The organism is Vibrio sp. 10N.286.55.E10 (genome assembly GCF_002872555.1).
In the GTDB taxonomy this organism is placed as follows: domain Bacteria; phylum Pseudomonadota; class Gammaproteobacteria; order Enterobacterales; family Vibrionaceae; genus Vibrio; species Vibrio crassostreae.
In genome coordinates, this window is the sequence record NZ_MCSD01000003.1 from 335,242 (window position 1) to 353,323 (window position 18,082).

General features: G+C 43.3%; 18 protein-coding genes. 10 read left to right on the forward strand and 8 right to left on the reverse strand.

The window, feature by feature from the left end:
- The first annotated feature begins 94 nt into the window (after positions 1-94).
- The gene (locus BCV39_RS23100) at positions 95-262 is read left to right on the forward strand and encodes a hypothetical protein (protein WP_009846446.1); all 168 of its coding nucleotides are present in this window, start codon (positions 95-97) and stop codon (positions 260-262) included.
- Between the two features lie 53 nt (positions 263-315).
- Here BCV39_RS23100 and BCV39_RS03380 read toward each other — a convergent pair whose 3' ends face one another.
- The 3 genes from BCV39_RS03380 to BCV39_RS03390 all read right to left on the reverse strand — a co-directional run bounded on the left by BCV39_RS03380 (position 316) and on the right by BCV39_RS03390 (position 2,458).
- Positions 316-618: a thiamine-binding protein gene (locus BCV39_RS03380; protein ID WP_102431612.1), complete on the reverse strand. Its 303-nt coding sequence runs from the start codon at positions 616-618 to the stop codon at positions 316-318.
- Between the two features lie 127 nt (positions 619-745).
- On the reverse strand, positions 746-967 hold the full coding sequence (locus BCV39_RS03385; protein ID WP_102431613.1) for a hypothetical protein: 222 nt from the start codon (positions 965-967) through the stop codon (positions 746-748).
- A gap of 252 nt (positions 968-1,219) precedes the next feature.
- Entirely contained in the window at positions 1,220-2,458 is a 1,239-nt protein-coding gene (locus BCV39_RS03390) for a DEAD/DEAH box helicase (protein WP_102431614.1), read from the reverse strand.
- A gap of 209 nt (positions 2,459-2,667) precedes the next feature.
- Between BCV39_RS03390 and BCV39_RS03395 the strand changes: the two genes are divergently transcribed.
- Positions 2,668-3,294 (forward strand): LysE family translocator, encoded by a 627-nt coding sequence (locus BCV39_RS03395; protein WP_102431615.1) that lies wholly within the window; start codon positions 2,668-2,670, stop codon positions 3,292-3,294.
- A gap of 213 nt (positions 3,295-3,507) precedes the next feature.
- Positions 3,508-3,864 carry a hypothetical protein gene (locus BCV39_RS03400; RefSeq protein ID WP_017060329.1) on the forward strand — a complete coding sequence of 119 codons (357 nt, stop codon included), beginning with the start codon at positions 3,508-3,510 and terminating at the stop codon, positions 3,862-3,864.
- Between the two features lie 139 nt (positions 3,865-4,003).
- On the opposite strand, the gene BCV39_RS03405 is transcribed toward BCV39_RS03400, so the two are convergent.
- Both BCV39_RS03405 and BCV39_RS03410 read right to left on the reverse strand, forming a co-directional pair.
- Entirely contained in the window at positions 4,004-5,128 is a 1,125-nt protein-coding gene (locus BCV39_RS03405; RefSeq protein ID WP_102431616.1) for a M14-type cytosolic carboxypeptidase, read from the reverse strand.
- A gap of 138 nt (positions 5,129-5,266) precedes the next feature.
- Positions 5,267-5,542 (reverse strand): nitrogenase-stabilizing/protective protein NifW, encoded by a 276-nt coding sequence (locus tag BCV39_RS03410; protein ID WP_048658756.1) that lies wholly within the window; start codon positions 5,540-5,542, stop codon positions 5,267-5,269.
- 316 nt (positions 5,543-5,858) lie between these two features.
- On the opposite strand from BCV39_RS03410, the gene BCV39_RS03415 reads away from it, so the two are divergent.
- The 3 genes from BCV39_RS03415 to BCV39_RS03425 all read left to right on the forward strand — a co-directional run bounded on the left by BCV39_RS03415 (position 5,859) and on the right by BCV39_RS03425 (position 9,776).
- Positions 5,859-6,953 carry a NapC/NirT family cytochrome c gene (locus BCV39_RS03415; protein WP_102431617.1) on the forward strand — a complete coding sequence of 365 codons (1,095 nt, stop codon included), beginning with the start codon at positions 5,859-5,861 and terminating at the stop codon, positions 6,951-6,953.
- A gap of 20 nt (positions 6,954-6,973) precedes the next feature.
- On the forward strand, positions 6,974-9,421 hold the full coding sequence (locus BCV39_RS03420; protein WP_102431618.1) for a molybdopterin guanine dinucleotide-containing S/N-oxide reductase: 2,448 nt from the start codon (positions 6,974-6,976) through the stop codon (positions 9,419-9,421).
- Between the two features lie 142 nt (positions 9,422-9,563).
- Entirely contained in the window at positions 9,564-9,776 is a 213-nt protein-coding gene (locus BCV39_RS03425) for a TIGR02450 family Trp-rich protein (RefSeq protein WP_102431639.1), read from the forward strand.
- Between the two features lie 49 nt (positions 9,777-9,825).
- Here BCV39_RS03425 and BCV39_RS03430 read toward each other — a convergent pair whose 3' ends face one another.
- Positions 9,826-10,563, reverse strand: coding sequence for an HAD-IIB family hydrolase (locus BCV39_RS03430; protein ID WP_102431619.1), 738 nt, complete (start codon positions 10,561-10,563; stop codon positions 9,826-9,828).
- A 641-nt stretch (positions 10,564-11,204) separates the two neighbouring features.
- On the opposite strand from BCV39_RS03430, the gene proV reads away from it, so the two are divergent.
- The 3 genes from proV to proX are packed head-to-tail and all read left to right on the forward strand — an operon-like array spanning position 11,205 to position 14,490.
- Positions 11,205-12,392 (forward strand): glycine betaine/L-proline ABC transporter ATP-binding protein ProV, encoded by a 1,188-nt coding sequence (proV, locus tag BCV39_RS03435; protein WP_102431620.1) that lies wholly within the window; start codon positions 11,205-11,207, stop codon positions 12,390-12,392.
- Between the two features lie 3 nt (positions 12,393-12,395).
- Positions 12,396-13,490 carry a glycine betaine/L-proline ABC transporter permease ProW gene (proW, locus tag BCV39_RS03440; protein ID WP_102431621.1) on the forward strand — a complete coding sequence of 365 codons (1,095 nt, stop codon included), beginning with the start codon at positions 12,396-12,398 and terminating at the stop codon, positions 13,488-13,490.
- A complete protein-coding gene (gene proX / locus BCV39_RS03445; RefSeq protein WP_048658358.1) occupies positions 13,483-14,490 on the forward strand; it encodes a glycine betaine/L-proline ABC transporter substrate-binding protein ProX in 1,008 nt (335 codons plus the stop codon). Before proW ends, proX begins: the two co-directional genes overlap by 8 nt.
- A gap of 175 nt (positions 14,491-14,665) precedes the next feature.
- On the opposite strand, the gene BCV39_RS03450 is transcribed toward proX, so the two are convergent.
- The gene (locus BCV39_RS03450; protein WP_017633307.1) at positions 14,666-15,040 is read right to left on the reverse strand and encodes a nuclear transport factor 2 family protein; all 375 of its coding nucleotides are present in this window, start codon (positions 15,038-15,040) and stop codon (positions 14,666-14,668) included.
- 142 nt (positions 15,041-15,182) lie between these two features.
- On the opposite strand from BCV39_RS03450, the gene BCV39_RS03455 reads away from it, so the two are divergent.
- Positions 15,183-16,049: a LysR family transcriptional regulator gene (locus BCV39_RS03455; protein ID WP_102431622.1), complete on the forward strand. Its 867-nt coding sequence runs from the start codon at positions 15,183-15,185 to the stop codon at positions 16,047-16,049.
- Positions 16,050-16,077: 28 nt separating this feature from the next.
- Here the strand turns inward: BCV39_RS03455 and BCV39_RS03460 are convergent, their stop codons facing one another.
- On the reverse strand, positions 16,078-17,937 hold the full coding sequence (locus BCV39_RS03460; protein ID WP_102431623.1) for a helix-turn-helix transcriptional regulator: 1,860 nt from the start codon (positions 17,935-17,937) through the stop codon (positions 16,078-16,080).
- Between the last annotated feature and the right edge of the window lie 145 nt (positions 17,938-18,082).

Consider the following 18,082-nt stretch of genomic DNA (forward strand, 5'->3'; position numbering starts at 1 on the left):
ATTTTATTTAACTCCGCGGTAACTATTACTTTACATAATGGTTGGGGTGTAATATTAAGATAGGTACCTTTGTACCTGAAGGAGTGGTGTCGGTATGAATAAAAAGAACGTAAAACTCAAAAAAGAGCCAGTCAAAGCACTGGATCGCAAACCGATCGGGGCGAAAGATGACCCTGAAGAGACTCCGCGTGATTGGCATTCGATGTCAGAAGAAGAACGAATGGAAATCCTTTCTCACCTTTCAGACATGCCTTTCCAATAACACCACTGGTTCTTCAGAGTCTTTCTTAAAGCTTAGTTTTCACAAAAATGTTATTAAACAAACATGTGATTCGCTTTCGTTACACCACGATGGTACGTGCAAAATGTATCATCGGCCTCGGTGGTTTTACTGTGAATCTTAATGTTTGTGATTACTTCTACAGCCCCTGCATCGTAGCAAGCTTGTTCTGCTTTTTTAACGATATCGAGTAATTGGTTGAGTTCACCTTTCATCGTGGTTTCCATCGCACCGACTTGAAAAGGCACATCGGTAGCTTTCACAACTTCAATGGCTTTATCAACCACTTCGAAGTTGTTGCCTTCTTTAACGCGAGGTATCACTTGGAAGGCAACCATCACTTCTTTTTCTCTTTTTAACTCAGACACTTTCTGCTTACTCTAGGATAGGGAATTGTTGCAGATGATAGGTTAATGCGGAGACGAATTCTACAGCGGTTATGCTGGTTGGATTACTCTCGTTGTCCTACTTGTTACCCCAGTGGTCACTTATCCAACCACCTATGTGCTCATCAAAATGACTGCCACTGAACCTCTGGTTACGTTCAACCGAAGTATCACAATCATCTTTATTATCTATTAGGGTTTGTATGTAGTTTGCCATCGGGTCATTGGAACGTTGACGATCTCGGCGGGTTGCCACTTCCTTAATCAGTTGTAATCGATATGTAGAGCTAGCACGTTTCATTTCAATGACCTCCTGTTGTAGACACTAATAGAAAAATCTAGTTGCCAGACATAGGGGCGTCAACGTGATTTAAGAGTATTTTTTTTGAGCAACCAAGAATCAATACGTTGGCATCATAATTCACAAAAGTGTCATTTAATTTGGCAACTTTAGGGAGGTTTTTGGGGTGGAATTATGTTTTGTTGCATATAAAAAAGCCCAGTACAAACTGAGCTAATTATTCTATTTCTGGTTACTTTGAGCTCTTTCTGGTTACTTTGAGCTATTCGGTTTGCTTTTAAATTGTTTAATGCTCTTCTTTTTGGCTGTTCTTCGATTTGCCATTTTGTCTTTAGGTGGACGCTTGCGAGCTGTCGCTTCAGATGCAGGTTTGTCTGTAACAGGAAAACCTTCTAATGGTTGCAGCGCTAGCGGCTTATTGGTCAGAGTTCGAATCGCATTGAGGTGTTCGCTTTCACTATGGCTAACCAGTGAGATAGCACAGCCTGCGCTTCCTGCTCTCGCCGTTCTTCCTACGCGATGTACATAAGTTGCTGAGTGAGGTGGTAACTCAAAGTTGATCACGACAGGTAGCTGATCAATATGGATACCACGAGCCATCACATCGGTTGCGATAAGTACGCGAGTTTCGCCATTTTTGAAGCTTTCTAATGTTTGCTCTCGTTCTTCTTGGCTCTTATTTCCATGTAACGCACTCACACTGATCTTGGCTTTACTCAATCGCTTAGTTAATGCGTCAGCATTGTCCTTCGCACCAATAAAAACCAACACCTGTGGCCATTGGTTTTGATTAAGTAGGGCAATCAGAGCTTGAGCTTTACTGCCTTTGTTCACTAAGTACAGAGTTTCTTCAATAGTCGCGACCACGCTGTTTTCTTGGTGTGTCGTGACTTTAACTGGATTTGAAAGAAGCTCTTCAGCTTGACCTACTAATTCCGACGGAAGTGTTGCTGAGAATAGTAGTGATTGTCGTTTCGCTGGCAGTGCAGCGGTAATCGCTTGAATATCTGACCAAAAACCCATGTCGATCAGGCGATCAGCCTCATCAAGAACCAATGACACACATTGAGTTAACTCTAATTCGCCACTCTTGATGACACCAAGCAAGCGCCCCGGTGTAGCAATGGTAAGCTGTGGTTTCGTTAGTAATTGCTGTTGTTGGTCATCCGCGTTCACACCACCCGTTAGCGTTACCAATTTGATATCGAGCGCTGTTGCGATCGGTTCTAAAGACTCAGCGACTTGAGACGCAAGCTCGCGTGTTGGAACAATGATCAGAGCTTGGAGTTCATTTACATCTTGATTGATGTTATTTAGCAAAGGTAAGCCGAATGCCAATGTTTTACCGCTGCCTGTTTGAGCTAATGCAAGCACATCTTTCTCCGCAATAATTGTAGGAATTACCGCTTGCTGTATCTCTGTCGGCTTATTGAATTGAGATGGGATCGCCGCGACGGTTTTTGCGTTAAGGGTTAGGCTAGCAAATGACATAAATGAACCAAGTATCAAAAGGGAGGTGGAGTCTAACAGGGCTGTAAATGTTAGAGAATCAGTTTTGTACGTTACACGATAAACGTATTCATTATACGTGCGAATTATGTATGTTAGCCAGACGTGATAATTAAACGTTTATCATATTGTAATGGCACTGAATGGACGTACAATGTTCGCCCTAAAAATGTTCATGAAATGAGATCGAAATGAGTTTGGACAGTATCTGGCTGTTTATTATTATCGTGTTTTTTATTGCCATTATTCCGGGCCCTAATGCGCTGTTGGTATTAAGCACAGCATTAACTCAAAGGAAGCTGTTCGCATTTGTGAACGTGTTGGGCGTGTCATGTGGTTTCTTTTTTCACGCCTTTATCTCGGCCAACGGCATAAGCCTGTTATTGTCGAACACTCCCATGGCCTTTGAAGGGCTAAAGTGGGCTGGGGTTTTGTACCTTGTCTGGCTTGGGTATAACCATTTTCGTGCGGCGCTGCGCGCTCAAGAGGGCGTACTTTCAGTGGTAGGCGCATCGGGAAGTAAGCTTTATAACCAATTTTTCAAAGGGCTCCTTACTAATCTACTGAATCCTAAAATCGTCCTATTTTATCTTTCTATATTCCCTCAATTTGTGTCAAAAGATACGATTGTGTCAGACAGCCTAATGCTTGGTGGGATTCAAGCGATAGTGGTGTCGATGTGGTTTTTGGTTGTGATCTTAATGGCGGATACGTTTAAGCGCTTGTTGGTTCAAAAGCGTACCTCGCAAATGATGAACATCGTGTGTGGGGTTCTATTTGTGGGCTTCAGCATTCAGTTGGCGTTGTTTCAGCTTTAGGTTTAGAGCTTGATAGAAGCGTTAACCGATACGACTCATATCTCACTTTTCACTGAATCTTAGGGAATCCTTGTCTCTCTGCATAAATGCCTAAAGCATTAGGTTATAAAGTCGATATAATAATCAGCTATCAATTTGGTGAATGTGTTTGTTTGAGACCAATTGAAGCCAAAGTCTATTGCTTGACCGAATAACAGAGACAGGGAGTCACTAATGCGTGAAGATTCATTCACCCAGAAACGCAAATATTACCGCTTAAAGTACCCTCAAAAGGCACGTCCGGTGATGCGAATTAAGGATGAGCTTTTTCATGTCAGTGAAGTTTCTGAAAAGGGCGTACGCCTGATGATGCGTAATATTATTCCGGTTTACCGCGGCTTTTCAATGGCAGGCACTTTAAGGTTACATGACAACAACAGTATTGATATTAGCGGTGCTGTATTGCGACAAGAAGGTGACGAAGTGATCGTTCAGTTATCACAAGGCCCGAGCTTTAAAGATATGGTGTCTGAACAACGCCACATCAGACAGCGATACCCAGTATTTTTTGCTAGCCTCAGAGTGGCATAGAAAGCTTTTAAAGTTAGATTCACTCATTCAAACCGATATTAAAAAGCCCAGCACTTTTTCAAGTGCTGGGCTTTACTATATATGTAAGCAAACTAACGATACGGACAAACTAAGGAGTTTAGTCTGCCTATAGTTCGTTTTATAGCTCGTCTACTGTCGCCCAAACTGCGGCTAACATGTCGTGACCAAATGCAACGCTGCGTTCTGGAGACCAACCGTAAAGTTCGTCTGCGTGGCTGATGTGATCTTTAAATGGCATCTCGACTGTGTAAGCTAAACACTTGAACTGCTCACCAATCCAGTTTGTGCCAACCGTCATATTCGCTTTGCCCGGTTCGTCTTTATCGTAACCAAACTCATCTTGGAACTCTGGCGTTATAGTCAGTAGTGCTTGCTTGAAGTGATTTTCTAGTTTAGCAATGCGCTCGTTGTATGAAGGCGTGCCTTCGCTACCTGCTACAAAGTTATATGGGATCGCTTCGTCGCCGTGAATGTCTAGACACAGATCAACGCCCGTTTCTAGCATGCGCTCACGAACAAGGAATACTTCTGGGCTACGTTCCATAGAAGGCGATTGCCATTCACGGTTCAGGTTAACGCCAATCGCATTAGTACGAAGGTGACCGCGGATGCTGCCATCTGGGTTCATGTTAGGAACCACGCGGAAAACAACGCTGTCTAGCAGAGAACGACCTACTGTATCTGTTTCATCAAGCAGACGTTGTAGCAGGCCTTCGATCAACCATTCAGCCATAGTCTCGCCAGGGTGTTGGCGACCTATAACCCAAATATTTTTCTTCTCTTCACTTGGCTCACCGATGGTTAGCAAAGTGATGTCGTTGTTGTCTAGTGTGTGACCTAGAGTTTCAAGCTTACAAGTTGGGTGCGTTTGCGCGCTGTGCAGAAGATCTTGGTGACGATCATATGAGTACGGTGCGAAGTACGCGAAGTACATTGAATCGTGCTCAGGAATGATGTCGAAGCTTAGCGTGTCACCATCGAACTGAGATGGAATACGGAACCACTCTTCGCGGTCGTACGATGCAACCACATCGTAATCTTTCCAGCCTTCAGGGTATGCAGACGTTGCCAGTTGACCGATTTCAAAGTGGTGTGCTTGTTGAGCATCGCTTTCTAAACGGAAGTGGAACCACTGAGAGATTTCAGTCTGGTTGTCTGCTGGGATAGTCAGTTGAATGTTTTGTGGTGAATCTGCTGAAACGACGTGAATGTTGCCGCTTTCGAAATTGCTGAAAATTTTCATTGTAGTTTTTATCTCGTAGTTGAGTTGCCGTAAGACTAGCACACTTTTTTTCGAGCAAACCACTAACTAAATCGTAATGAGATGTTATTTCAACTATCTCATTTTTAGTTGTCTATTTTTCAACAACCCACTTTCCAACTATCGGCGCTGGCAAGTGGTACACCCGCGGCAGGCAGAACGTGTGTGGCGATCTAACTTACTACGTTGCACCTTGCAATAAGCGTTTTTTAGCGCTCTTCGTCCAGAAAACCAATCATCAGGTTTCGCAAGAATCAGATAACCATTAAATCGCTTAACGAGTTCGATTCTGTTTTGCTCGATGAACTTGCTATCAAACCCAATCTCAAAGTAATCAAGCGCTTGTTCGATGGAGGTGAAACTCGCTATTTTTTGCTGGAATTCTGTTTGGCTCATCTCTAATTTAGTGCCGTAAATTTGCAAGCATTATAGATGTGTTCGCTAGTCCTTATTTTGATTTTAGTACGTTTTTACGTGGGGAAGCACACGGTTATTTTGTGTGGATTTTATAAATCAATATGGCCTTATTTGTTTTGTGAATATAAAACAAAATGGTTGCGCAGTCATGGTTATAAGTGATTTGTATTTAGGTCTCATTGCTCGCTTTCTTTATTATCAATAAAGACAATTTATGACGTGAATCAATAGTGACTACCCCTAAAGTATTATTCTGATCGCAATTGTTACTAATTGTTGAAGATGATTTCTAAATATGTCTATTAAAAAACGATATATCGCTCTTATTGCCGCAGTGGGTATAGGTATTGGCTGGTTAACGCTGGGCGGCACTGCTGCTGTTATGCACTACACATCGAGTACTGAGTTCTGTACTTCTTGCCACACTATGCAAATACCTTACGAAGAATATGAAGGTTCAATCCACTTCAGTAATGCTAAAGGCATTCGTGCTGAATGTGCAGACTGCCATATTCCCTCCGACCCAGTTGATTACGTAATCACTAAAATTCGTGCCACCAAAGACATTTATCATGAGTTTGTGACTGGCAAAATTGATACCGAAGACAAGTACGAAGAACACCGTATGGCGATGGCTGAAACCGTTTGGGCTCAACTACGTGAAAGTGATTCTGCTACTTGTCGCTCTTGCCATACCTTCGATGCGATGGATAGCTACGAGCAATCTGCAGATGCGGCGAAAATGCATGAGTACGGGCAAGAGAATAATCAGACGTGTATCGACTGCCACAAAGGTGTTGCTCACTTTGCACCAGAGCCAGAGATGGACAGTGAAGCGTTCGACAACTTGATGGCATTCACTGAGAAAACAGACCCAAATGCTAACGTAGTGTACTCAGCTCAAACTATCAGTATTGGCGACCTTGGCACTATCAATCCAACGGCACGCCTAGATGTGAAAAGTGTTGAAGGTACTGAGCGCAAAATCGAGTTGCATGCTTACCAAATGAAGGGTGCAGAACAGGTGCTTTACTACGGCGAAGGTCAACGCTCAATCGTTGCGATGCTGACAGACCAAGGGCAACAGAGCCTTGAAGTTGGTGATTTTAAAACGGATGCGTACGGCAATGAATGGCGAACGGCGGTGCTAACCGCGAACGTTGATGTTCCTGTACTGGATTCACTCGAGCCAATCTGGGATTACGCTGAAGAACTCGACAACGTTTACTGCTCGACATGCCACGCAAAAATTGGCGCGAACCACTTCACCGTTAATGCTTGGGGCCCCGTTGCAAAAGGCATGGGCGAAAGAACTGACATTTCAGACCAAGATTTAGAACTTCTTACTAAATACTTCCAGAACCACGCAAAAGATGTGGCTGGCCACTAAGAAACAAAAGGGAAATAATTATGGCAGATATTACTCGTCGCGGATTCCTCAAAGGAACAAGCATGGCTGCTGGTGCGCTGGCATTTACGTCGCTAACGCCAATGACAGCGTCGGCTGCAAACAAGCGTGGTAAAGGTGTACTAACAGCGGGTCGTATGGGACCTATGCTGTGTGAAGTAAAAGATGGCAAGTTAGTGTCGACTACTAATGCACTGGCACAAACAGTGCCAAATAGTTTACAAACGACAGGTCCTGATCAGGTCCATACCAAAGCTCGTATCAAATACCCGATGGTACGTAAAGGCTTCCTAGATAACCCATCCTATCCAACAGGAACTCGTGGCGGAGATGAATACGTTCGAGTGTCTTGGGATGAAGCCTATAAGCTGATCCACGAACAACACATGCGTATTCGTAAAGAGAATGGCCCTGAATCTGTATTCGCGGGTTCTTACGGTTGGCGTTCAAGTGGTGTATTGCACAAAGCACAAACGTTACTACAACGTTACATGAGCTTGGCTGGTGGTTACTCAGGTCACTTAGGTGACTACTCAACTGGTGCTGCTCAAGTGATCATGCCGCACGTAATGGGATCGATCGAAGTTTATGAACAACAAACCACTCACCCTGTGGTACTAGAGAGCTCAGACGTTGTTGTGCTGTGGGGTATGAACCCAATGAACACGCTTAAGATTGCATGGAGTTCAACCGACTGTTCAGGCCTAGAGTTCTTTCATAAACTTAAGAAGTCTGGCAAGACAATCATCGCTATCGACCCAATGCGCTCTGAAACGATCGATTTCTTTGGTGACGCAGTTCAGTGGATTGCACCGCGCCCAATGACCGATGTCGCAATGATGATGGGTATCGCACACTCTTTAGTTAAGAAGGGTAAGCATGACGTAGAGTTCCTAAATAAGTACACCAGTGGTTACGATAAGTTTGAAGCGTACCTAATGGGTAAAGAGGACGGTATTGAAAAGACGCCAGCATGGGCTGAAGAGATCACAGGCGTTCCTGCGAAACAACTTGAGCTTCTAGCAGACATTTTTAGCCAGAACCGCACTATGCTTATGGCGGGTTGGGGCATTCAGCGTCAACAATATGGTGAGCAACGTCACTGGATGGTAGTGACTCTAGCAGCAATGCTTGGTCAGATTGGTCTGCCAGGCGGTGGCTTCGGTCTGTCTTATCACTATTCTAATGGTGGTAACCCAACACGCGATGCTGGTGTATTACCTGCAATTTCAGCTTCAATCGGCGGCGGTTCTTCTGCTGGTAATGACTGGGCAGTTTCAGGCGCGGTGAACAGCTTCCCTGTTGCTCGTATTACGGAAGCATTGGAAAATCCAGGCAAAAAATACATGCATAACGGCCATGAACTGACATTCCCAGATCTGAAAATGATCTGGTGGGCGGGCGGTGGTAACTTCACTCATCATCAAGACACCAACCGTTTGATCAAAGCGTGGCAAAAACCTGAGCTAGTGGTTATTTCTGAGATCTACTGGACAGCCGCTGCCAAGCACGCCGATATTGTGTTGCCAATTACTACGTCATTTGAACGTAATGATATGACGATGACGGGTGACTACAGTAATCAACACTTAGTGCCAATGAAGAAAGCGGTTGAACCTCAAGGTGAAGCGCGTAATGACTTCGATGTATTTGCAGACATGTCTGAGATGATCAAAGCGGGTGGCCGTGATGTCTTCACTGAAGGCAAAGACGAAATGGCATGGTTGAAAGGCTTCTACGATGCGGCACAAAAAGCAGGTAAATCTGCACGTGTTCGTATGCCTAAATTTGGTAAGTTCTGGGATGATAACCAGCTTATTGAAATGAAGTACAACAAGAAGGCGGCACAGTTTGTTCGTCATGCTGACTTCCGTAAGAATCCAGTGATGAACCCGCTAGGTACGCCAAGTGGTAAAATTGAGATCTTCTCTAAAACCATTGAAGGCTACAAGCTTGCTGATTGCCCTGCTCACCCAACATGGATTGAGCCTACTGAGTTCTTCGGTAAAGCGAAAAGTGATGAACTGCAACTGATGACAGCGCACGCCGCGCACCGTCTACACAGTCAGTTCAACTACGCGAAGATCCGCGAAGAGTATGCGATTGGTAACCGTGAGCCTATCTCTATTAACGTAGAAGACGCGAAAGCACGTGGCATCAAAACCGGTGACTTGGTTCGTGCATACAACGCTCGTGGACAAGTACTGGTTGGTGCATTAGTGACTGATGGCATCAAACAAGGCGCTGTATGTATCCATGAAGGCGGTTGGCCTGATTTAGATAAAGATACAGGCTTATGTAAAAACGGTGGCTGTAACGTACTTACGTTGGATATTCCAACCTCTCGTTTGGCAAATGGTTGTGCAGCGAACTCTGCGCTTGTGAAAATTGAAAAATACACAGGCCCAGTATTAGAACTGACGGCATTTGATCCACCTAAAAATGGCTAATCTTTAACGAGAAATAGCTAATCGAATGAAGCCAGCCTAACCGCTGGCTTTTTTATGATCTTTTTTGCGATGGAAAGACTATTACTTTGTGTCGAGTAGACAACTCATGATAATCAACGACGTTAAAGCAAGAGAGAAGCCCATGAATCGGATCAACCCAAAGAAATTACTTCGTAGCAAATGGACAGCCGTTAGCCCCGTGAAGAAAGAAAAGCACTTTATGGTCACAGAAGTTGAATTTGATGAAGGGGAGGTCGTGCGCTGCATGATAGAGGCGGTAATGACCAAACGAGAAGAAGACATCAATTGGCGAGAGCTTACAGATAATCAAAATTGGCTTCCAGGTTGGAAGTAGGACCGGAAGCCTGTTTGATTAGAATTTGTTGTTAATGGCTAACTAGCGTTTATCGGATGCTCGACGCTCGCTTTTGCCAGTATTTGAGCCCCTCTAACACACCTTCAGCGTGCGTTGCTGTGCTGGTGTACACATTGTCTCTGTCGGATAGGTGCGCCACTTCTGGGTAATGGTTAGCGACCAATATCGAGTTTACACCCTCTATCGTCAGCATGGATGTGTCGTTTGCAGAGTCGCCCGCGACACACACTTCTTCTACGCTCAAATCATGCTGCTTGAGCAGGTGATGAATCGCAGTAGCCTTATTGACGCCCTTTGGTGTGATGTCCAAATACCAGTCGTGGGAGTAGGTGAGGTGTACATCTAACCCGTGCAACTCCAAGCTTGATTCAATCAACTCATGTTGAGGTTCAGACAGCTTCCCTTCAAAAGTAATCTTGTAATCACCCTGATGATTTTCAAAGCGTTCGCCCATAAAGTCGAGTGGTGCGAGTGCTGTCTCTACTTTGGATTTGTTCCACGACGCTTCTAATTGATTGTGCCAAACATGATCGGGTTTTTGGGAGTGATCGTGATGAATTCTAGTGCCAACATCACTGATAATGCTGTGTGGTTTCGGGTAGTTATCAGACGCCAACCCAACACGAATTGACGGCAGAGTTCTTCCTGTCGCAATGATAAAACGAATATCAGGTTGCTCGGTTAGGTAGTTAAATAACTGATTCACCCCATGAGAAGATCCTCCATCCAGCGTCCCGTCAAAGTCACACACCAGCATTTTTATCATTCGAATTCCTTGTCTTTTTCTCTAATTCATCGCGGGGAAATGTCAATTTCTTTTATAAAGAATGGCTCAGCAGTGAGGACTCTACAAGTTGTCTTTTAGCTTGGGTAATCGACGTTTAATAGTTTGTAGCAAGTGTCACAGTTGGTGTGATGTTTTGAAACTCTTGGTTGAAAAAGATCGATTTTATCTCGCTGACTTTAGCCAGTTCACCTTTGGATTTTATGTCGATGCCGAGTGTGGATCTTATCCCTGTAGCAGGGTGGATGATCAACTCTGAAACGTCATTAAATCTTAATAAATAGTTTGTATTCGAATTATTTGTGCACGAACTATTTGATGCTGTTCTTGGTCTGTTTCGCGTATTAATTGCTCAAATGTAAAATAAATATTCAATAATCTATCAGTAAGTAACACATAATGTCGCAAGCGGTCCTGTTGCTTTAATATCTTTTTTTTCAGTGTGTTGGGTGTTTGTTGCTTTGTTCTTAATCATTAATTTTTCTAGGGGATTGGTGGTTTTGTGGGTAGGTTACAGCACGAGATCCCTTGATTTACACTGGTTATTTACTTAGAGTACTAATCGTTTTTCGAGCTTAAATAACCATTTTTAAGTTAAAATAGCTAAGGAAGGATTAGATTATATGGATCCCATACTGGAAGTTAAGGGACTGTACAAGGTGTTTGGTGAAGACACCGATCGTGCTTTTACAATGATTAATGAAGGCGCGAACAAAGATAAAGTTTTCGAAGAAACAGGGCTAACGATCGGCGTTAACGATGTTTCTCTTAGTATTCAAGAAGGCGAGATTTTCGTCATAATGGGACTGTCAGGATCTGGCAAATCAACCCTAGTACGCCTTCTTAACCGCTTGATTGAACCTACCAAAGGCAATGTGCTTCTACGAGGCAAAGACATTGCCCACATCTCAGAAGATGAACTCCGCGAAGTCCGCCGCAACAACATTTCCATGGTTTTCCAAAATTTCGCATTGATGCCGCATATGACTGTGATCGAAAACGCAGCGTTTGGCCTTGAGCTTGCGGGTGTCGATGTTGATAAACGAAAAGAGTCAGCACTGGCTGCCTTAGAGCGAGTAGGCCTTGGCGTGTATTCGGAGTCTTACCCAGATGAACTGTCTGGTGGTATGAAGCAGCGTGTTGGTTTGGCTCGTGCTTTAGCATGTGACCCGGACATTCTGTTAATGGACGAAGCGTTCTCTGCACTCGATCCACTGATCCGTACTGAAATGCAAGACGAGTTAATCCGACTTCAAAATGACGATAAGCGTACCATTGTTTTCATCTCGCATGATTTGGATGAAGCGATGCGTATCGGTGACCGAATCGCGATTATGCAAAATGGCGAAGTGGTTCAAGTAGGTACTCCAGACGATATTCTTAATAACCCAGCGAACGACTACGTTGAAGCTTTCTTCCGTGGTGTGAATGTCGCAAGTGTCCTTACGGTTAAAGACATCGCACGCAAGAAACCTGCAGCGGTATTTAAGAAATCTGAGCACGATGGTCCAGCTTCGGCTCTGCAAATCTTGATGGATAACGACCGTGAATATGGCATCGTTGTTGAGAAGAGCAGTCACTACTCAGGCATTGTTTCTATCGACTCCCTTCGCAAAGCCCACAAAGAGAACAAATCATTGGTTAGCGCTCAGCTAAGTGATGGCTTAACTCTGAATCCAGATTTACCAATCAATGATGTGCTTGGCCTTGTTGGCGGTGTGCCTTATTCCGTTCCTGTTGTGGACGAGCAAGGTAATTACTTTGGCGTTGTGACTAAGTCACGACTGCTACAAACATTAGATAAGGGATAGATCATGTCGTCGGAACAAACAAATAATGACCCATGGTCGCAAGCAGCTCCCTCTACTCAGCCGGCAAGTGATCCTTGGGGCCAAACAACTGAGACCGCACCATCAGCGGATTGGCTAAGCAGTGAAACCGTTGAGGTTACGCCTTTTGACCCACTGAACCCTTTTGCTGAAGCTGTACTACCAGTCGATACTTGGGTTGAGTCTGGTCTTAATTGGTTGGTTGAACATGGACGCCCACTGTTTCAGGCGATACGTGTGCCGATCGATTTCATCCTAAGTTCATTTGAAACAACACTGGTTTCTACGCCAGCACCATTCATGTTGATCATCTTGTTTTTAGTCGCATGGCAGTTTTCAAACTTGAAGCTTGGTGTTGCTACCGCAGTATCCTTGACGTTCATTGGCTTGATTGGCGCTTGGTCTGAAGCCATGACTACGCTTTCGTTGGTGATGACATCGGTCTTTTTCTGTCTGTTGATTGGCTTACCCATGGGGATATGGCTCGCCCGCAGCAACACGGCGGCTAAATTCGTTCGTCCAATTCTGGATGCCATGCAAACCACGCCTGCCTTTGTTTATCTCGTACCAATCGTCATGTTGTTTGGTATCGGTAACGTGCCGGGTGTTGTTGTAACCATCATATTCGCACTGCCGCCAGTGGTACGTTTAACCATCTTAGGTATTCAGCAAGTACCGGAAGAGTTGATCGAAGCAGGTCACTCATTCGGCGCAAGCAAAAAGCAGATGCTTTATCGAATTCAATTGCCACTAGCACTGCCAACCATCATGGCGGGCGTAAACCAAACACTGATGCTGTCACTGTCGATGGTGGTTATCGCGTCAATGATTGCGGTAGGTGGTCTCGGTCAAATGGTACTGAGAGGTATCGGCCGTTTAGATATGGGACTGGCTGCAGTCGGTGGTTTAGGCATCGTTATTCTCGCCATCTTATTGGATCGTATCACCCAAGTGTTGGGTGTGAATGCGGGCAATACAAAATTACGCTGGTACCGCATGGGACCTGTTTCCCTAGTACTTAATGCTTTAAATCGCGGTAACAAATCAGAACTTCAATTAAGGAAAAACACCAATGAATAATTCATGGAAGAGCAAACTTGCAGTGAGCATCGTTTCTACACTGGCTGTATCAACTAACGTATGGGCAGCAAGCCTACCGGGTGAAGGTGTACCTGTTCAGCCTGTTCAATCGTCTGTAGCAGAAGAAACATTCCAAACGTTGATTGTTAACCGCGCTCTTGAAGAGCTTGGGTACGACGTGAAATCAACGCAAGAAGTGGACTACAACGTAGGCTACACCTCAATTGCAAAAGGTGACGCAACGTTCCTAACGGTAGGTTGGTTCCCGCTTCATGCAGACAAATACACAATGGCGGGCGGCGATGAAAAGTTCTACCGCGAAGGCCAATATGTAAGTGGTGCAGCGCAAGGTTACCTGATTGATAAGAAAACGGCAGAAAAGTACAACATCACTAATATTGGTCAGTTAACCGATCCAAAAATTGCAAAACTGTTTGATGCAGATGGTGATGGCAAAGCCGACCTAACAGGCTGTAACCCAGGTTGGGGTTGTGAGATGGTAATTGAACATCAACTGTCAGCATTCAAACTGGACGATACAGTAACTCATAACCAAGGTAACTATGCGGCTATCATCGCAGACACGATTTCACGTTACCAAAAGGGTGAATCAATCCTTTACTACACGTGGACACCGTACTGGGTAAGTGGTGTATTGGTGCCTAACGAAGACGTAGTATGGCTAGAAGTGCCATTCTCTTCACTTCCTGGCGAGCGTTCGGATGTTGATACGACGTTATCTAACGGCAAAAACTACGGCTTCGAAATGAACTCAATGCGCATTATTGCGAACAAAGAGTTTGCTAAGAATAACCCATCAGCAGCGAAGCTTTTCGAGATCATCAAACTTAACATCAATGATGTAAGTGCTCAGAACATGATGATGAGTAAAGGTAAGAACAGCTCTGCGGATATCGAAGCGCACGTAAACGGTTGGATCAAAGCGAACCAAAGCACGTTCGATGGTTGGATTACAGAAGCGAAGAAAGCAGCACTGTAACTTTGACTTGTATTTGCTCTGTCTTACCAGACATTTTGAATGATTGTGTAGAGTCATTGAATCACCTTCAAATCAAGTGAAATGGCGACAGAGTGAACATTAAAAAGCCAGCAGTCCATTCGGATTGCTGGCTTTTTTTTCTGTTTCTATGCTTCTAGCTTCTAGCTTCTAGCTTCTAGCGTTCGCCTTGAACTTCGAAGTCATCGCTTACTAGGCGAGCACAGCCATCCGCTTCTAATGCCCAGTGTTCACGGTGTACGACACCAAACGCTTTGTTCATTGTCCAGCTAGCGGTAAGAATGTAACCACCTTCTGGGTGCTCTTCCCACTTAACATCTGTGTAATCAACGTCTTTGAAGCCTTGGTCAATGATGTTTTGCCAAAATGCTTGAATCGCTTCACGGCCTTCAAAAGTGCCGAATGGACGAGCTTCCATCACACAAGCCTCTGTGTATTGGTCGGCACAACCTTTAGCATCTTGGCTATTGAATGCTTTTTGCCACGCGTTAATGCCTTGCTTACATGCTTCTAATACTTGGTTGTTTAACATTGTTTTCTCTCCATAACAGTCTTCTTTCAAACACTGTTTCTTTGATTAGGTATCTCGATAAGTTGGATTCAGTTTAGTCTTGGAAATTAATTTGAAAAACAGAGATAATAGAAAATACTGTTTGTAAAAAGAGAACAATAAAATGAGTAAGCTAAAGCAGATGTCGATTTTCGCTCATATTGTAGAGCAAGGCTCAGTATCGGCTGCGGCTGAAAAGTTAGAGTTGTCTAAATCTGTCGTCAGTCAGCACCTAAAAATTCTGGAACAAGAGCTTGGTGCTTCGCTTCTTAAACGAACAACGCGAAGACAAACCTTGACTAGTATGGGAGAGCGCTTCTATCTAAGTTGTAAGGATATTAACGTGATCGCTGAATCGGCATGGGATATGGCGAAATCGGAGTTGGAAGAGCCACAGGGACGGATTCGCATCACGGCTCCTAATGCGTTGATGGATTTGCTGGTTGCGCCTGTTATTGCCGATCTGATGAAACAGTATCCAAAATTAAAGCCGGAATTGATCAGTGATGATCAACACTTAGATTTCATGGAGCACGATATTGATCTTGCGGTGCGAGTTGGCAGTTCACGAGACAGTAACCTAAAACAGAAACGGTTAGGTGAGTTTAAAGATGTGTTGTGTGGCGTCACAAGCATGCGTGAACGTGAGCTTGAATCGATTCCTTACATTGCAAACTCTTGGCAGGGGAAGCAGGTGACTCACCATTTCAGTTCTCTAACTGAAGAAGGCTTTGTCTATCAACAACAAGCTAGCTGCGTTACCAATTCATTTCACAGTTGTCTTGCGTTGATTAAATCGGGTGTTGGCATTGGTGTGATTCCAGACTTCTGTGTTCCTCAGTTATCCAATGAAGTTGTCGACGTGCTGCCAAGCTTTGAATTACCCACCAATACGGTTTATGCATTGAACCCATTTACTTCCAACACGCCGATTGCCATCCAACTGTGTGTTCAAGCCTTAGAAGAGAAGCTTAAGAAGAATTTAGTATAAGCTTTCTATAGTTAGTAAAATCAGGTGCTTAACCATGTTTACTAATAAAAGCAATAACATGTTTATTGCTAAGTAATTCAATCTTGTCGATAGTCAGTACGCAATAGCGGTAGTTTTTTTTCTTGAAGGTAATGTTCGATTTTTCTTTTGTTGGTTCTGAGAATTTATAGATTTCAAACCCAAGGTTTTTCATCAGCTCCAGTGCATTTGGATTTTTGATCATCATAGAGAATTTCTTGATCTTAGTATTTCTTGCAAGAAGCTTCATATCGGAAATCAGGTTCGCAATAGATTGTTCGCGTTTCTCAGAGTGACCGCTAACGACTATATAATTTAAGTCCTGATTAGAATCTAAAGAGCAGGCTTGCTTAATATGTAGATGCTTATTTTGGTATTGCTCGAATACCTCTTCGTTGAAGAAAAAACCTAGGCTATGACTAACAATATCGCCATTAACATCGACCATTTTTCTGCCATGCGCCTTTTTTTCACTGCAATAGAGAAACAGGTCGATAGTATCAAGAGCTGAAGGATCCACCTTTGTATATTGCGAAATCAGCTTAATTCTATCTATTACTGCTTTGTCATTCTGATCTGTCATCAATGGCATGATCTGACAGTCGCAGCCTTCTTCTATCTCCCCTTTAGTGATAGACGATACTCGGCTTTGAAACGAAAAGAACCTCTCACGAAGGAAGTCTTCAAGTAGTGCACTGTCTTCGTTAACTTCTGAATCAAAGGATTTCAACGTTGTATACAAGTCCAGACCAAGGCAGTCCAATAGCTTTAGGGCTTTGTAATTACTTGGCTTTACTTTGCTATTTTCCCATCGATTTATCGTTACGACATCTACAGAGCTGAATTCATCATCTAAGTGATTAATGTATGCCGCAAAATCCTTTTGCGTTAACTTCAATTTCTTGCGCGCTTCGCGCAGTAATTGCGGAAATTTCATCATGGTAGAATATTCATCTTTGATTAGTGACATTACGTTCCGATTCGTCAGATAGTCTATTTTATCAATCGTTAATATACAGTAGCTATAATATTTATTTTTGAATGTAATATTACACTTTTTGGCATAAGGTTCTGAAAATTTGAATACTTCAAACCCCACACTCTTCAAGAGTCTCATCATATTGGGGTCTTTGACTAAAACAGAGTATTTTTTTATATTTTTGTTCTGAGAAAGTAACTTTATATCTGAAACTATATGCTCGATAACATGATCTTTTGTCTCTGAGTGTGAGCTTATATTAAAATAATTTATGCTTTTGCTTGAATTTAAAGAGCAGGCCATTCTTAGATCTAGCTCTTGAGTTTTTAATGTCTCAAATTGATGGTCTTCAAAGAAAAAGCCTACGTTGTGACTCACAATGTCACCATCTGTATTGATGAGCTTGTGGCCATGTGCTTTTTTCTCACAGTAATAGAGATATAAATCAATTTGGTCCAGTGGCGAAATATCGACTTTAGTGAACTTAGAAAGTAGTTTGATTCTGTCGATAACGCTAGTGTCACAGGGCTCTGACATTAAAGGCTGTGACTTAAAATTGCGTTCGCCTTGTTGTTGATTCAGGCCTGATAGCGCTGAAATTCTACTTTGAAATGAGCCATGGGATTCGTTAAAAAACGGTTCGATTAGTGTATCTTTTTGTTCGGACTTGAAGCTCTTTATTGTCTCAAACAAATCTCCGCCAAGGTACTGTAAGATCTTGAGTGCTTTGTATGTACTAGGCTTTACCTTACTGTTTTCCCAACGATTTATCGTTACGACGTCAACCGCATTAAACTCATCGTCCAGCTGATTTAAGTAGGTTGCAAACTTTGTTTGTGTAAATTGAAGTTCCTTTCTGAAGTTACGTAACAACTGTGAAAACTCACTCATTAAAACATTAACCTTCTGATAATTAACTCAATGTCTTGATTTTAATTTAGACATCAGACTCTATATTTAACATCTTCAGTAATTTGTTTTTTACGGATGTTAATTGTTCGGGTTGATTGAACTGTATGTTGCGCATGTCCCTAAA

Excerpts from the sequence above, each read along its gene's own strand:
- BCV39_RS23100 (WP_009846446.1), top strand. The coding sequence starts at position 95 with ATGAATAAAAAGAACGTAAAACTCAAAAAAGAGCCAGTCAAAGCACTG.
- BCV39_RS03420 (WP_102431618.1), top strand. The coding sequence starts at position 6,974 with ATGGCAGATATTACTCGTCGCGGATTCCTCAAAGGAACAAGCATGGCT.
- BCV39_RS03460 (WP_102431623.1), bottom strand. The coding sequence starts at position 17,937 with ATGAGTGAGTTTTCACAGTTGTTACGTAACTTCAGAAAGGAACTTCAA.
- BCV39_RS03430 (WP_102431619.1), bottom strand. The coding sequence starts at position 10,563 with ATGATAAAAATGCTGGTGTGTGACTTTGACGGGACGCTGGATGGAGGA.
- BCV39_RS03410 (WP_048658756.1), bottom strand. The coding sequence starts at position 5,542 with ATGAGCCAAACAGAATTCCAGCAAAAAATAGCGAGTTTCACCTCCATC.
- BCV39_RS03450 (WP_017633307.1), bottom strand. The coding sequence starts at position 15,040 with ATGTTAAACAACCAAGTATTAGAAGCATGTAAGCAAGGCATTAACGCG.
- BCV39_RS03395 (WP_102431615.1), top strand. The coding sequence starts at position 2,668 with ATGAGTTTGGACAGTATCTGGCTGTTTATTATTATCGTGTTTTTTATT.
- BCV39_RS03400 (WP_017060329.1), top strand. The coding sequence starts at position 3,508 with ATGCGTGAAGATTCATTCACCCAGAAACGCAAATATTACCGCTTAAAG.
- BCV39_RS03425 (WP_102431639.1), top strand. The coding sequence starts at position 9,564 with ATGAATCGGATCAACCCAAAGAAATTACTTCGTAGCAAATGGACAGCC.
- BCV39_RS03380 (WP_102431612.1), bottom strand. The coding sequence starts at position 618 with ATGGTTGCCTTCCAAGTGATACCTCGCGTTAAAGAAGGCAACAACTTC.
- BCV39_RS03405 (WP_102431616.1), bottom strand. The coding sequence starts at position 5,128 with ATGAAAATTTTCAGCAATTTCGAAAGCGGCAACATTCACGTCGTTTCA.
- proW (WP_102431621.1), top strand. The coding sequence starts at position 12,396 with ATGTCGTCGGAACAAACAAATAATGACCCATGGTCGCAAGCAGCTCCC.
- BCV39_RS03415 (WP_102431617.1), top strand. The coding sequence starts at position 5,859 with ATGTCTATTAAAAAACGATATATCGCTCTTATTGCCGCAGTGGGTATA.
- BCV39_RS03390 (WP_102431614.1), bottom strand. The coding sequence starts at position 2,458 with ATGTCATTTGCTAGCCTAACCCTTAACGCAAAAACCGTCGCGGCGATC.
- BCV39_RS03385 (WP_102431613.1), bottom strand. The coding sequence starts at position 967 with ATGAAACGTGCTAGCTCTACATATCGATTACAACTGATTAAGGAAGTG.
- proX (WP_048658358.1), top strand. The coding sequence starts at position 13,483 with ATGAATAATTCATGGAAGAGCAAACTTGCAGTGAGCATCGTTTCTACA.
- proV (WP_102431620.1), top strand. The coding sequence starts at position 11,205 with ATGGATCCCATACTGGAAGTTAAGGGACTGTACAAGGTGTTTGGTGAA.
- BCV39_RS03455 (WP_102431622.1), top strand. The coding sequence starts at position 15,183 with ATGAGTAAGCTAAAGCAGATGTCGATTTTCGCTCATATTGTAGAGCAA.